Source organism: Streptomyces phaeochromogenes (assembly GCF_001418655.1).
Classification (GTDB): Bacteria; Actinomycetota; Actinomycetes; order Streptomycetales; family Streptomycetaceae; genus Streptomyces; species Streptomyces phaeochromogenes.
In genome coordinates this window covers 22,660-36,580 of the sequence record NZ_LIQZ01000250.1, presented here as the reverse complement: position 1 = coordinate 36,580, position 13,921 = coordinate 22,660, and the positions used below count along the sequence as shown (strand labels likewise).

Annotated in this window: 13 protein-coding genes; 3 read left to right on the top strand and 10 right to left on the bottom strand. The window is 70.8% G+C overall.

The window, feature by feature from the left end; genetic code table 11:
• Positions 1-48: 48 nt before the first annotated feature.
• The 4 genes from fxsA to AOK17_RS30185 all read right to left on the bottom strand — a co-directional run bounded on the left by fxsA (position 49) and on the right by AOK17_RS30185 (position 4,191).
• The gene (fxsA, locus tag AOK17_RS30200) at positions 49-633 is read right to left on the bottom strand and encodes an FxsA family membrane protein (RefSeq protein ID WP_055615746.1); all 585 of its coding nucleotides are present in this window, start codon (positions 631-633) and stop codon (positions 49-51) included.
• Between the two features lie 150 nt (positions 634-783).
• A complete protein-coding gene (locus tag AOK17_RS30195; protein WP_055615745.1) occupies positions 784-1,551 on the bottom strand; it encodes a polyprenol monophosphomannose synthase in 768 nt (255 codons plus the stop codon).
• A gap of 513 nt (positions 1,552-2,064) precedes the next feature.
• Positions 2,065-3,690, bottom strand: coding sequence for an amidohydrolase (locus tag AOK17_RS30190; RefSeq protein ID WP_055615744.1), 1,626 nt, complete (start codon positions 3,688-3,690; stop codon positions 2,065-2,067).
• Positions 3,691-3,750: 60 nt separating this feature from the next.
• A complete protein-coding gene (locus AOK17_RS30185) occupies positions 3,751-4,191 on the bottom strand; it encodes an Lrp/AsnC family transcriptional regulator (protein WP_055615743.1) in 441 nt (146 codons plus the stop codon).
• 265 nt (positions 4,192-4,456) lie between these two features.
• Here AOK17_RS30185 and AOK17_RS30180 point away from each other — a divergent pair, with 265 nt between their 5' ends.
• Positions 4,457-4,885 (top strand): hypothetical protein, encoded by a 429-nt coding sequence (locus AOK17_RS30180; protein WP_055615742.1) that lies wholly within the window; start codon positions 4,457-4,459, stop codon positions 4,883-4,885.
• A 33-nt stretch (positions 4,886-4,918) separates the two neighbouring features.
• On the opposite strand, the gene AOK17_RS30175 is transcribed toward AOK17_RS30180, so the two are convergent.
• From AOK17_RS30175 to AOK17_RS30165, 3 genes are all read right to left on the bottom strand, one after another.
• Complete coding sequence (locus AOK17_RS30175; RefSeq protein WP_055615741.1) at positions 4,919-6,013, bottom strand: phosphotransferase family protein; 1,095 nt, start codon at positions 6,011-6,013, stop codon at positions 4,919-4,921.
• Positions 6,014-6,043: 30 nt separating this feature from the next.
• Positions 6,044-7,168, bottom strand: a complete 1,125-nt coding sequence (locus AOK17_RS30170) for an Rv3169 family protein (protein WP_055615740.1) — start codon at positions 7,166-7,168, stop codon at positions 6,044-6,046.
• 602 nt (positions 7,169-7,770) lie between these two features.
• On the bottom strand, positions 7,771-8,943 hold the full coding sequence (locus AOK17_RS30165; protein WP_055615739.1) for an acyl-CoA dehydrogenase family protein: 1,173 nt from the start codon (positions 8,941-8,943) through the stop codon (positions 7,771-7,773).
• A 322-nt stretch (positions 8,944-9,265) separates the two neighbouring features.
• On the opposite strand from AOK17_RS30165, the gene AOK17_RS30160 reads away from it, so the two are divergent.
• Complete coding sequence (locus AOK17_RS30160) at positions 9,266-10,513, top strand: glycoside hydrolase family 18 protein (protein ID WP_055615738.1); 1,248 nt, start codon at positions 9,266-9,268, stop codon at positions 10,511-10,513.
• A 66-nt stretch (positions 10,514-10,579) separates the two neighbouring features.
• Here the strand turns inward: AOK17_RS30160 and AOK17_RS30155 are convergent, their stop codons facing one another.
• The 3 genes from AOK17_RS30155 to AOK17_RS30150 all read right to left on the bottom strand — a co-directional run bounded on the left by AOK17_RS30155 (position 10,580) and on the right by AOK17_RS30150 (position 13,054).
• Positions 10,580-11,239, bottom strand: coding sequence for a TetR/AcrR family transcriptional regulator (locus AOK17_RS30155; protein WP_055615737.1), 660 nt, complete (start codon positions 11,237-11,239; stop codon positions 10,580-10,582).
• A gap of 87 nt (positions 11,240-11,326) precedes the next feature.
• Complete coding sequence (locus AOK17_RS50245) at positions 11,327-11,473, bottom strand: SCO1431 family membrane protein (RefSeq protein ID WP_107102534.1); 147 nt, start codon at positions 11,471-11,473, stop codon at positions 11,327-11,329.
• 198 nt (positions 11,474-11,671) lie between these two features.
• Complete coding sequence (locus tag AOK17_RS30150; protein ID WP_055615736.1) at positions 11,672-13,054, bottom strand: peptidase C39 family protein; 1,383 nt, start codon at positions 13,052-13,054, stop codon at positions 11,672-11,674.
• Positions 13,055-13,289: 235 nt separating this feature from the next.
• Here AOK17_RS30150 and AOK17_RS30145 point away from each other — a divergent pair, with 235 nt between their 5' ends.
• A complete protein-coding gene (locus AOK17_RS30145; RefSeq protein ID WP_063997310.1) occupies positions 13,290-13,916 on the top strand; it encodes a uridine kinase family protein in 627 nt (208 codons plus the stop codon).
• Positions 13,917-13,921 lie beyond the last annotated feature (5 nt).

The following is a 13,921-nucleotide window of genomic DNA, read 5'->3' as shown; positions in this document are numbered from 1 at the left end:
GGGACGGGAATGGGTAGGGGCGGCGGGGGCGAAGAAAAACCCTCGGCGTCAGCCGTTCAGCGGAGGCCTCGGGCCCAAGTCTTCCTGACGGCGGTCCCGCGACTCCTCGTCACGGATGACCTCACCCGGCACGACCTTCCCGTCGGGCCGATGGATACGCGCCTGCTGAAACGCACCCCCGAGCGTCCCAGCACCGGCCTCCCGCATCTTCCGCTCGAACGTCCGCTCCGCATACCGGCTGAGCCCCTTCTGGACCGGCGGCACCAGCAGAAGCAGCCCGAGCGCGTCCGAGATCAGCCCCGGCAGCATCAGCAGCAGCCCGCCCAGCATCATCAGACCGTTGCCCTCGGAATTCGTACCGCCCTGCGGCAACGCCCCGCTCTGCTGTTGCTGCAGCGTCTCGCTCAGCGCACGAAAGGCACGGCGTCCGGCCCGCTTGATGACCACGGAGCCGAGGACGAATCCCGCGACCAGCAGCAGGAAGACGGTGAAGCCGCTCGTGGCACCTGCCACCACGATCAGCAGCCAGATCTCCAGCACCAGCCATGCGGCGATGCCGAGCGGCAGGTACCGGAGCGGGCCGGAGCGCCGGGGCCGTGCGGGGTGGGGCGGAGTCGAAGCGCCAGTCGTCATGCGTCCAGTGTGCCTGGGCACGGCTCAGTACGGGATAAACGCGTGGTCAGCCCCACCTGTGAACCCAAGCCGCCCGGCCCGACGGCCGGACCAAAGGCCCGGCCGGACCAAAGGCCGGACAAGCCGGCGGACTACACAACCAACCGGGCCTCAGCCCTTCCGACGCCCCCGAATCCGTTCCGCCCGCTCCCCGACCCCCCACGTGGTCACCCTCCACAGGGCCTCCACCAGGATGTCGCGGCTCATCTTGGAGTCGCCCAGTTCGCGCTCGACGAAGGTGATGGGCACCTCGACCACGTGATAGCCGGCCTTGACGGCCCGCCGGGCGAGGTCGACCTGGAAGCAGTAGCCCTGCGAGGAGACCTCGCCGAGACCGAGGCCCTCCAGGGTCTCGCGGCGGAAGGCGCGGTAGCCGCCGGTCACGTCGCGGATCGGCACGTCGAGCATGACGCGCGAGTACAGACTGCCGCCGCGCGAGATGAACTCACGGGACTTGGGCCAGTTGACGACACGCCCGCCCGGCACCCAGCGGGACCCGAGCACGAGGTCGGCCCCCTTGAGCGCGGTGAGCAGCCGGGGCAGTTCCTCGGGCTGGTGCGAGCCGTCGGCGTCCATCTCGACCAGTACGCCGTACCCGTGCTCCAGGCCCCAGCGGAAGCCCGCGAGGTAGGCGGCGCCGAGGCCTTCCTTGCCCTTGCGGTGCAGCACGTGGACCTGGTCGTCCTCGACGGTCAGCTCGTCGGCGAGTTTGCCGGTGCCGTCGGGGCTGTTGTCGTCGGCGATCAGAACGTGCGCCGCGGGCACGGAGGCCCGCACGCGGCCGACGATCGCCTTGATGTTCTCCGCCTCGTTGAAGGTCGGGATGATCACCAAGGTCGTGCCGAGCGGACCGAACTGTCGCCCACCGCCGTCGTTCACAGCTTCCCCTTAAGACTTCCGTGCGAGGGGCTCCACCATAGCGAGCGTCGCTCTTCAGGCCGGTGAGGCACCGACGTGAAAGTTCCCGGAAGGGGGCCAGAAGGGGATATGACTGCGGATCGGGGCCCGGCGCCCTTCGGGCCGACCTGGGACCCGCTGGCTGCGGGTCGACCGAAAGCCGTTGTCTACTGAGCGTCCGGGCCCCACCCGGGTCACACCATCCGAGCCGGAACGTTCCCTCGCCCCGTGGCGCGGGCGCTGGGCCTGGCTCCCAGTGGTGGTGTACCGGTGCGGCACACCACCCCTGACCCAACTGCGCTGCGGCGACTGCGCGGAAGTTCACCGGTCGGACGTCCGGTGGTGGACCCGGCCGAACCTACCGGCCACCTGCCGCTCGCTGTCAACAGCCGTTTGACCTGGGGGTTTTCCCTCAAACCCCTGGTCAGCGCGGAGGATACGCAGGTCGCGCGACGCGGCGCCGGGCCATGATCGACACCGCGCCACCCCGGGACATCACTCGTCCGGCCGTACGAATACCGTCCGTCCGCCCACGACCGTACGCAGACAGACGGGCAGTCGCGCGCCGGGCGTGAGGTCGGGCAGTCCGGGGGTGCCGGAGCGCGGGTCGGTCGACCAGCGGGCGACCCGGTCGTCCGGGGCCTGGACGATGAGCTCGTCGGTGCGCCACACGGCGTAGTCCGCGGGCGCGCCGGGTACCAGGAGGCCCGCGTCGTCGCGTCCGACCGCCCGCCAGCCGCCCCGCGTATGCGCCGTGAACGCGGCGCGCACGGACACCCGGTGCTCCGGAGTGCGGTGGAAGGCCGCGGCGCGGACGGTGCCCCACGGGTCGAGCGGGGTGACGGGGCTGTCGGAGCCGAAGGCCAGCGGCACCCCGGCCCGCAGCAGGGCCGCGAACGGGTTGAGCGTCCGGGCCCGCTCGGCGCCGAGTCGCTCGACGTACATGCCGTCCTCGCCGCCCCACAGCGCGTCGAAGGCCGGCTGGACGGAAGCGGTGAGGCCGAGTTCGGCGAAGGCGACGATCGTCTCCGGGGTGAGCATCTCGGCGTGCTCGACGCGGTGCCTGGCGGCGCGTACGCGGGCCAGGCCGACCTTCTCGGCGGCGGCGCGGACTCCGTCGACCACGGAGGTCACCGCGGCGTCCCCGATGGCGTGGAAGCCCGCCTGGAGGCCCGCCTCGGTGCATGCCACCACATGGGCCGCGACGGCGGCGGCGTCCAGGTAGGCGGTGCCGGTGTGCTGGGCGTCGGTGTACGGCTGGTGGAGGCAGGCCGTGTGCGAGCCGAGGGCGCCGTCCACGAAGAGGTCGCCCGCGGCGCCGACCGCGCCCAGCGCCCGGGCCTTCGCCACGCCCTCGTCCCCGTGTTCGGCCCAGTAGCCGACGACCCGGGGCCCGGCCTCCTCCGCGGCGAGCCTCAGCAGCCCGGTGAAGTCGTCCTCGGAGGAGATCTCCGGGCCCGCGCACTCGTGGACGGAGCCGATGCCGAGCGAGGCCGCATGCTTCAGCGCGGCGCGCTGGGCCTCGGTGCGCTGCTCGGGCGTCACGGCTGCGAACGCGGCGGCGCGTACGGCGTGATGGGCGTCGCGGGTCAGCGGTTCGCCGTCCTCGAAGCCGGCCGCCCGGCGTACGCCCGGCGCCATGTCCAGCAGTGCCGTGGTGACGACGGCCGAGTGGACGTCGATCCGGCTGAGGTAGAGCGGGCGTCCTCCGGTGGCCTCGTCCAGCTCGTCCCGCCACGGATGCCGCCGCTCGGGCCAGCGGGACGCGTCCCAGCCATGACCGAGAAGCACCCGGTCGGCGGGGCGGGCAGCCGCGAACTCCCGTACGAGGGCCATCGCCTCGGTGAGGGTGCGCGCGGCGGAGAGGTCGAGGCCGGTGAGGGCGAGTCCGGTGGCCGTGGTGTGCACGTGCGCGTCGGTGAACGCCGGGGTGACGAGCGCCCCTTCGAGGTCCAGCACCTCGTCGACGCCGTCCGCGAACGCGTCGGCCGCGCCCTCGGAGCCGACCCAGGCGACCTGCCCGCGTTCCACGACCATCGCGGTGGCGAACGGGTCGGCGGGGCTGTGGACTTCCCCGCCGCGCAGCAGCACGGTTCGGGAGGTGGCGGTGCTCTCACTCATGGGGAACAGTCTCGCCCCTCGGCGCACGCGCCCCGCGCACGGGGGTCCCACACACGGGGGTCAGATCTTGGGCGGCCTGGCCTCGTACGGCGTGGAGAGAACCACCGTCGTACGTGTCGAAACGCCCGCCAGCGTGCGCACGCGCGCGAGGAGCTCCTCCAGCTCGTGCGGTGTCGAGACGCGGACCTTGAGGATGTAGTTCTCGTCGCCGGCGACGCTGTGGCAGGCCTCCAGCTCCGGGACGTCGGCCAGTCGTTCGGCGATGTCGTCGGGGGCGCTGGGGTCGAACGGTTTCACCGAGATGAAGGCCGTGATCGGCAGCCCGACGGCCTCCGGGTCGACGACCGCGGCATAGCCGCGGATGACTCCGCGCTGCTCAAGCCGGCGCACCCGCTGGTGCACGGCCGACGTGGACAGACCCGTGGCCTTGCCCAGGTCGGTGTAGCTCATCCGCCCGTCTTCGACGAGCAGCTGCACGATGTGGCGGTCCAGCTCCTCCATGGCGGAGAACCTACATGCCCTTGATCCGCTCGGGTACTCTGCGGCGCAGGTCATACCCTGTTTGTGATGTGGCCTGAAAGAAGCGGGCGAGACACCCGGGGGACAAAACCACCGGGTCGGGCACCTGCACGCGGCATGTGACGAACGCCACATCGCGGCGGTCGGTTCCGTGATGTTCTCGTGATTACCGCAGAGACGGGGCGGGAAGTGCTTGCTGTGGTCGAGGTCGCAGTGCCTTGTCGGCCCACCCAAGGGGGAGTAGCCCATGCAGAGTCTGAAGCGCCCTGGTCGCACCGCGCCCAAGCGGCAGCAGCCCGTCGTAGAGCCCGAGCCGGAGGGCGTCGAATCTGACGCCGAGGAGTTCGACGCGTACGACACCTTCGAGATGTACCGGGTGATCTGCCCGGACTGCGCGCAGCCCATCGCGCTCCTCGCGGACGAGGAGAGCCTGCCGGAGCACGCGCTGTGCGCGTCGCCGTGGAACCCGTTCGGGCTCACGGTCTGCGCCGGTACGGGCCGTACGGCGGCCGAGGCCCGACCCGCCGACGAGACGATGGAGGTTCAGGAGCAGGACACCGCCCTGCTGCTGACGCTCCCTCAGGGGCTCGACTGGCGTACGCAGCCCTTCTCGCACGTCGGCGGCCCCGGCTCGCGTCCCATGCGGGTGCCTGTGATGCGCGACCAGGCCGCCTGAGCACCACCCGGCCGGTTTCCGCCTGAGCGGTCCTCAGTTCCCGTAACTGCCCTGCACCATGGCTCGCAGGCTGTCGTGGTGCAGGATCAGTGTGTCCGGATCCGCGGGGACGGCGGTCTCACCGAAGTGCACCTGCCGGTAGGCGACACGCAGCATGACGATTGCGTGCCGCAGGGCGGCGTACAGGATGTGGAAGTCCATGTCCCGCGGTGTGTGGCCGGTGAGTTGGGCGTAGCGCGGCTCCACGCGGTCCCGGCGCAGGAAGCCGGGCAGTCCGGGCTGGCCGAAGCTCTCGGTGAGGTCCTGGAAGAAGCGGTGCAGGTAGATCATCCAGCCGAGGTCGACCTCGCGCGGGGCCAGTGCCGCCATCTCCCAGTCGAGGACGGCAGCGGGTTCGAAGCCGTCGTAGATGACGTTTCCGATGCGTGCGTCACCCCAGCTGAGGACCGTCTCGCCCTCGTCGCGCGGCCAGAGCGCGTCGAGCCGGTCGAAGGCGTCCTCGATCAGGGGTGACCGCGGCAGACCGTCAATCACCCATTCGTAGTAGGCGTGTTGGGCCTCGACGTGACGCCGCAAGGGGCTGCCGTCCCCCGGCGACGCGAGGAAGTCCGCCTCGCGCACCGGGACTTGGTCGTGCAGCCGGGCGAGGAATCCGACCGAGGCGTGCTCAAGTCCCTCCCGCTCGGCGTCACTTGCCGCGTGCAGCCAGTTGCCCTCGTACGTGTAGGGCATGACGTCCGGCGGTACGCGGCCCTCCACGCGCTCCATGACGAAGAAGGGCGCCCCGAGGGGCCCCGGGTCCTCCTCCAGCCACTGCACCCGCGGTACGGGCACGTCCGTGCGGTCCGCCACCAGTCGCATGGTGCGGTACTGGCGCGGCAGGTCGTAGACAGGGAAGACGGTGTACGCCGCCGGATCCGCCGCGAGCCTCAACGCGCAGGCGCGCACCGGAGGTTCGGGGTGCTCGATGTCGAAGAGCAGGGTCTCGCTGGACAGTCCGTTGGAGGCGGGGACGCGGACGTCGACCGCCTTGGCACCGGGCAGCCGTCCGGCGAGCCAGGCGGTCAGCCGCTGCGCGAGTTCCTCCGGGTCACGTGTGGTCGTACGCGGACGGGGTGCCGTTGCCATCGTTCCGCTCCCTCCCTCGCCTCAACTTCCCTACGGCGCGACCGAGTCGAAGCCGGTGAACCCGCTCGGGTCGTGCCGGCCGAACGAGCCGTGCTCGAAGATCCCGTGCCCCACTTGTCCGTCGAGAGTGAAGCGGGCGGCGTGGTCGGTCACGCCGTACGCGGCGAGCCCGAGCACGGCCGGGTCCGAAAGGTCGTACGTACGCCGGTCGGTCCAGCCGCGTCCCCGCCAGGTGCCGTGCTGCCAGTCGTCGGCGGGCGGATAGCCGGCTCCGACGGCGAGCGGGGAGGAGGTGAGGATCTCGACGCCGAGCTCCGACGGCTTGCGGAAGTCGCCGAGGTGGACGGTCGCACGCTCCGGGTGCCGGGTTCCGCTCCGGTAGGTGATCTCGGCCTGGGGCCAGCCGAGTTGACGGTCGCGCTCCCCGTTCCGTACGAGCGTCGCGTCGTTCAGGGTGCGGTAGCCGTCGGCGTCCTCCTGGGTGATGACCATCAGGAAGCGGTCCTCGAAGCGGACGGGACACCAGAGCCAGTGGAAGCCCTCGGTCCGGTGCTCCTCGGCGAGCCGGCCGCCCTCCTCGCCGGGCAGGGGGCGCGTACCCCAGCTGCGGTCGCGGGTGCCGGTCCAGCCGTCGCCCGACAGCCGTGTCTCCTCCCCCGCGACCCGGATCCAGCCCTCGCACCGGCCCGCCTGCACGAAGCGCCGGCCCTCCAACGTGAGCCGGGCTCCCCGGCGTTGGACGTGATGCGGCTCCCACAGCGCGGGGAAGTCCGCCGACCACGTGATCTCGTACGACAGTCCGTCCGGGTCGTCGGGGTCGGCCGCGCAGCTCAGGACGAAGTCCTTCAGGGGGCGCTCGACCAGGACCCGCAGCGGACCGACCGCCATCGTCATCCGGGTGTCGTCGTCCAGCGCGTCGGAGGCGCGTACGGCATGCAGGGTGTCGCCGGTGCGCAGGGTCGCGTACGCGTCGATCACACCGACGTTCGAATACACCCCCAGCCCCAGGATGAGCAGTGCTCGCCCCTGGTGGTCGAAGACCTGGAAGATGCAGCGGTCGTAGGCGTTCCGGTCCCCCGTCGCCACGTGCTTCATCGAGAGGGGGACCTGGTGCACGGGGTACTCGTCGAGGGCTACGGGGCGGTCGTCGGGCATCGGCTGCCTCCCGGGGCGTACGGCGCGTGACGTTGCCCGGAGGGGTGCGGCCCCCGGCGGCGGAGTTGACGGTACGTCAGAAGACGGCAGGGGGCCAGAGTTCGGTGCCGGAGTCCGGTGCGCCCCTCACGCGGACCGGCGGCGGCCCGGACAAGGGCGTGCCGCGAACTCACTGGCGAATCCCCGCGCCGGTGACTTGTCCACCCGTGGACCCGTTGGCCTCGGTATGACCCCCACATACGCAGAGGCGGAGCGCCGCCGCCGGATCCCCTTCCCCCCGTCGGCAGAATCGGTTCCCCAGGGGCCCCTGGGGTCCCTGGGAGCCCCAGGACCACAGGAGACCCAGTGGACGCAGGGAACTCAGTGGACCCAAGGGATTCACTGGACCCAGGGAACTCAGGGAACCCAGGGTTCACAGAGCCCTCAGGGGTCGCAGGGGCCACAGGGACCCCACGCGCACCAACAGCCCCTGGATCCCCCCATCTACCGCGCCATGCTCCGCACCTGGGCCGACCGCGGCCGGACCCTGCCGGGCCGCCACGATCCGGAGTGGGCCCGGCTCGCGGCGCCCTCGGCGATGTACGGGTACGGCTACGGGAGGTTCAGCGCGACTCGGGACCCGCGAGGTGACGGGCGATGACCATCCGCTGGATCTGATTGGTGCCCTCGACGATCTGCAGCACCTTGGCCTCGCGCATGTAACGCTCCGCGGGGAAGTCCGCGGTGTAGCCGTACCCGCCGAGCACCTGGACGGCGTCCGTGGTGACCTTCATCGCGGTGTCGGTGCAGTGCAGCTTCGCCATGGCCGCCTGCTTGGCGAACGGCCGTCCCGCGTCGCGCAGCCGGGCCGCGGCGAGGTAGAGCGCCCGGCCCGCCTCGATCTGGGTCGCCATGTCCGCGAGCATGAAGCGCAGGCCCTGGAAGTCCGCGATCGGGCGGCCGAACTGCTGCCGCCCGGTGGCGTACGCGACGGCCTCGTCGAGCGCGGCCTGGGCCACCCCGATCGCGCAGGCCGCGATGCCGAGCCGCCCCGAGTCGAGCGCGGACAGGGCGATCGCGAAGCCCTGCCCCTCGTCGCCGATGCGCCGGTCGTCCGGGATCCGCACCCCGTCGAAGTGGACCTGTGCGGTGGGTGAGCCCTTCATGCCCATCTTCTTCTCGGGCACCGCGGCGCTCAGCCCCTCCGCGTCGCCGGGCACCAGGAACGCCGTGATGCCCCGCGCCCCCTCGCCACCAGTGCGCGCGAGCACGGTGTAGAAGTCGGCGACTCCGCCGTGCGTGATCCAGGCCTTGGTGCCCGTGATCACCCAGCTGTCGCCGTCCCGCACGGCTTTTGTGCGCAGCGACGCGGCGTCCGAGCCGGAGGACGGCTCCGAGAGGCAGTAGGCGCCCAGAAGGCCGCCGCCGAGCATGTCCGGGAGATGCTCGACCTGCTGTTCCTTGGTGCCGTAGTTGGCGAGGGCGTGGCAGGCGAGCGTGTGCACGCTGACGCCGAGGCCGACGGTGAGACGGGCGGCTGCCAGCTCTTCGAGGACCTGGAGGTAGACCTCGTACGGCTGGTCTCCGCCGCCGTATTCGGAGTCGTACGGGAGGCCGAGCAGCCCCGACTCCGAGAGCAGCGTGAGGACTTCGCGCGGGAAGTGCCCGGCGTCCTCCTCCTCGGCCGCCTTCGGGGCGATCTCGCGCTGCGCGATGTCGCGGACGAGCGAGATCAGATCCCGGGCCTCGTCCGTGGGCAGTTGACGGTCCACCGGCTGCGGGGCGCGGTCGGGCATGGCGACGCTCTCCTCCCTGTCGGGCACTTCGGCGAACGCACACCTGGGTGGGGCTGCCCCGCCTGGTCTTACTGGGCACTGTCGATGCTCGGCGCCTCCGGGTCACGGAAGCGGCTGATCAGCGGCTGTGCGCTGTGAGTATGCCCGATCGGCGGCATGGAGTCACCAGTTAACGACCGCTTACTCAAGAGTAAAGGATTCCTGGACCGAATGGTCCGAACCATTGACCGCACTGGTCTAGTCCTCCTACTGTTTCGCTCCAACGCTTCACCGCGTTCATGCCAAATGGCGCGCGTTCCCCTCTCCCCCACGAGGAGACACGATGTTCAGCTCGCTCCGCCCCCGCGTCCGGTTCCGGGCGCTCGTATCCGCCGCGTGTTGTGCCGTTCTGGGTGCGGGTCTGCTCGCCGGCGCGGGTACGGCCACCGCCGCCGGCCCCGCCGAGCGGGCCGCCGCGCCGAAGGCGGCCGGATCCAAGGTCGTCGGCTACTTCACCGAATGGGGCACCTACGACCGGAAGTACCTGGTCAAGAACGTCGAGACGTCCGGCTCGGCGGCCAAACTGACCCACATCAACTACGCCTTCGGCAACGTCACCGGCGGCAAGTGCGCGATGGGCGACAACTACGCGGCGACCGAGCGGACGCACACCGCGGCCGAGTCGGTCGACGGCGTCGCGGACACCTGGGACCAGCCGCTGCGCGGCAACTTCAACCAGCTGCGCGAGCTGAAGAAGAAGCACCCGAACCTCAAGGTCCTGTGGTCCTTCGGCGGCTGGACCTGGTCGGCGGGCTTCACCGAGGCGGCCAAGAACCCGGCGGCCTTCGCGCAGTCCTGCTACGACCTGGTCGAGAACTCGAAGTGGGCCGACGTCTTCGACGGGATCGACATCGACTGGGAGTACCCGAACGCGTGCGGTGCCACCTGTGACACCAGCGGGCGGGCCGCCTACAAGAACCTGATGTCCGCGGTACGCGCCAAGTTCGGCGGCTCCGCGCTGGTCACCTCGGCGATCACGGCCGACGCCACGGCCGGCGGCAAGATCGACGCGACGGACTACGCGGGCGCCGCCCAGTACGTCAACTGGTACAACCCGATGACGTACGACTTCTTCGGCGCCTGGGACGCGACCGGCCCCACGGCTCCGCACTCGGCGCTGAACTCCTACTCGGGGATCCCGAAGGCGGAGTTCCACACCTCGGCGACCATCGCCAAGCTCAAGGGCCTGGGTGTCCCGGCCTCGAAGCTGCTGCTCGGCATCGGCTTCTACGGCCGCGGCTGGACCGGTGTCACCCAGGCGACGCCCGGCGGCACCGCCACCGGCCCGGCGGCGGGAACGTACGAGCAGGGCATCGACGACTACAAGGTGCTCAAGACGAAGTGCCCGGCGACCGGCACGGTCGGCGGCACGGCGTACGCCAAGTGCGGGAACAACTGGTGGAGTTACGACACCCCGTCGACCATCGCCGGGAAGATGAACTACAAGAACGCGCAGGGCCTGGGCGGCACGTTCTTCTGGGAGCTGAGCGGTGACACGTCGAACGGCGAGCTGATCAAGGCGATCAACTAGCTTCGGCGGCAGGGCATTTCGGTGGAGGGCGGGGGCCGGTCGGCGAGCCCCCGCCCTCCACTGATGTCAGGTGTCCCGGCGTGCGGCCCCCGGGGCCGGGTAGGAGGCGTCCAGCTCCTCGATGGCGCGCATCGCGCCGCCGAGCATCTTCACCAGCAGCTCGCGCATGAGGTCGCGCGGGAGGCTGTAGTGGTGGATCCAGTCGAGGGTGGCCCCCTCGACGCTGCACAGCCAGCCGAGCAGCGCCATCCGTGGCAGCGGGCCGATCTCCCGTCGCCCGTACGCCCCTTCGGCGATCGTCTCCACGATGGCCTCCCGCACACCCTCCCGGATGGCGTGCACCTCGGCGTCGAAACCGACGCCCCCGCTGATGATGGTGCGGTAAGCGGCGTGGTTGTTCTCGGCGTAGCGCAGGTAGCCGTCGATGGTGCGGTGGACCCGCTCCGCCGGGGGCAGTTCGAGGCCGCCCGCCGCCCGGGAGATCAGCTCGGCCACCGAGTCCTGGACGATCGCCAGGTAGTAGCCGCGCTTGGACTTGAAGTAGTAGTAGATCAACCCTTTGGCGACCTGCGCCTGTTTCGCGATGTCGTCCATCGACAGTGCGTCGTAGGACGTGTCGGCGAACAACTTCCGCCCGATGGCGATGAGTTCGGCGCGGCGCGCTAAGGAACGGTCTGTGCCGCGCGCTCCGGGGCGGTCGGCATCACTCTGCTGACGGTTACTCAATTCCGGACCTGGTCTCCAACTGCGAGCGGGATCCCCGCAGTATGGCAGAGCGGCACCACCAGCCTGTTCGACTCTCTTCGACCGCGATCAGACGAGGCCGAGCTGCGTCACCAGCATCGCGAGCACCACCACGAACGTCCAGCCCACGACGTGCTCAAGGATCTTCGGGCCGTCGTCCTTGGGCCCTCCGGTACGGGCACGGACACGTCCGGCGGTGGCTGAGTTCGTGGTCATGGCAGCTCGCTCACGTCGGTCTTGCAGTGGACTCCCCCCACCGTTCTGTCCACCTTGCCACCGGATCGGGCTTTTGCGGGAGAGAGCTTGGTCACGCGTGAGGGGCTGGTGTGGCACCCGCCACACCAGCCCCGTCACAGCTGCCCTGTCACAGCCGCCACATCACTCAGCCGTCGCTCAGCCTTCACTCTCACTCACTCAGTGAATGCCCACCGCCGCCAGTGCCGTCCGCTGGGCGGCCGTGGGGCGGGCCGGGAAGTAGAGGTAGCAGACCCCGCCGGTACCGGAGACGACCGCCCCGGAGGCGTTGTACCGCTTGGTGCGGAGCCAGATGTTCTCCCACTCGCGGCGCTTGTAGACGCGCCGAACCGCGCTGTTGTCCGGCGAGGCCGGGTCGTTGGCGATCACGTCGCCGTCGGCGGTGAACCCTATGACCGTCATCAGATGGCCCGCGGTGCCGTACCCAGCTCCCGTCAGTTCCGTCTTGAGGAACGACTGGGACGTTATGGCCGGGATTCCGGCGGCGATCAGCGTCTCCAGGTCGGCGAGCGAACCTAGCCGGGTCACCACGCCCTGGAGGTCCTTGTACGTGGCGGCGTACGCGGCGTTGAAGGGCCAGTTCCCACAGCCGTTGTACTGGTGGTCGAAGGTGAACCGGGCGGCATGGCACACCTGCGGATCCGCGTACTCGGGCTTGACCCAGGCCAGCTGCGCCGCCGTGGGCTTCCGTCCCCAGTACTCGATGATCATCTGGGAGGAGGTGGGGCTGCACCAGGCCTCGCCACCGTTGTCGTACTCGGGGTACTGGCCGGCGTGGATCTCCTGCGAGTAGCGCGGCACCGTCAGCTCCCGCGCGAGTGCAGGCGTCGAGGCCGGGACGGTGAAGCGGTCCGGGACGTCGGAGCCCATCGCGCCGAGCCGCCACACGGTCGGCGTGGCCGTGGTCCCGGGCTTGCGGTACAGGGTCAGCCGCAGCCGGTACGACACCAGGCGCAGCCCGGAGGCCGCGTCGTCGATGGAGAAGGTGTCCGTCCAGATGCTGCTCCTGCCGTCGCTCTGGTCGTCCACCGAGGTCCGCCGGATGTCCTGGTCCCCGGCCGCCCAGCGGCCCATCACGTACCAGGGCGTCGCCGTGCCGTCGGAGTACGTGCCCGACAGCTCGACCTGGAGCCAGGTGCCCACCGGGGTCCGCGCGTTCCAGGAGGGAATCACCTCGGTCGAGGGGACGGCGAGGCGGTGGACGGGCGAGGTCCAGCGCGCGTACTCCCAGGTGGCGGTCGTACCGGTGTGCGGGTCCTTGTAGTCGGTCCGGCCCGCCGGCGTCCCGATCGCCAGACCCGGCCGCACCCCCGGCACGGCGCGGGTCCCAGCCGCGGTACCACCGCGCCAGTCGGTGTACGAGGTCCAGGCATGGTTGTCCACGAGGCGCGACGGGGCTTTCGACGGGGCGGCGGTCCGGGTTCTCGCGGGGCCGGCCGTCGAGCCGGCGGCTGCCGCCGCCGGACTCGCGGCGCCCGCGGTGGCCGCGGCGACCGCCACGGCCAGGAGGCTTCTGCGGGACGGCTGTTCAGCTCTGGTCATGGGCGGGTGACCCCCAGGTGTCCGGAACGGGCAGGTCCAATGCGTGGGTGTGGGGGCAACTATGGTTCGCGATCACGGCTTCTGCCAGCACTTCGCGGGTCGCGGCGCCGACCAATATTGGTCGATACCACTGGCATGCCCGCGACAGGACGACGGCATCTTCTCCCCCGGTCACCCGAGGGTGACCTCGGTAGAGTGAAGCCCAGCAGCACCGCACCGCACCAAGGGATCCCTCATTCACCTCGACGCCCTCGCCTCCCGGCTGCACCGGCTGCCGCCCTCCTGCGGCCCCGTCCGGCTCATCGGCGTAGACGGGCACGCGGGCTCGGGCAAGACCACGTTCGCGGGGCGGCTGGCCGAGGCGCTGGGCGGGGCTCCCGTGCTCCACCTGGACGACATCGCCACGCACGAGGAACTCTTCGCCTGGACCGGGCGGCTGCTCCGGGAGGTCGTCGAGCCGCTGTCGCACGGTACGACGGCGCACTACCGGCCGTACGACTGGGACACCCGCGGCTTCGGACCGGACCGCGCCCTGCCGCCGGCGCCCGTGATCCTCGTCGAGGGGGTGGGCGCCGGCCGTCGCGCGCTCAGGCCGTGGCTGGCGCGGCTGCTGTGGATGGAGCTGGCCGACGAGGACGCGTGGGCGCGCGGGCGGCGGAGGGACGGTTCGGCGCAGAACGAGTTCTGGGAGGGGTGGGTCCGCGCCGAGCGCCGGCACTTCACCAAGGACCCGTCAAAACCGTTCGCCGATCTTCTGGTGCTGCAGTGTTCAGAGGGGTACGAGGTACTCCAGGGACCTGCTGCGACGTCAGCGAAGAGCCTCTCCGTCACGGACCGTGACGGGCCAGCGTCTGTGTGCTGAACTTG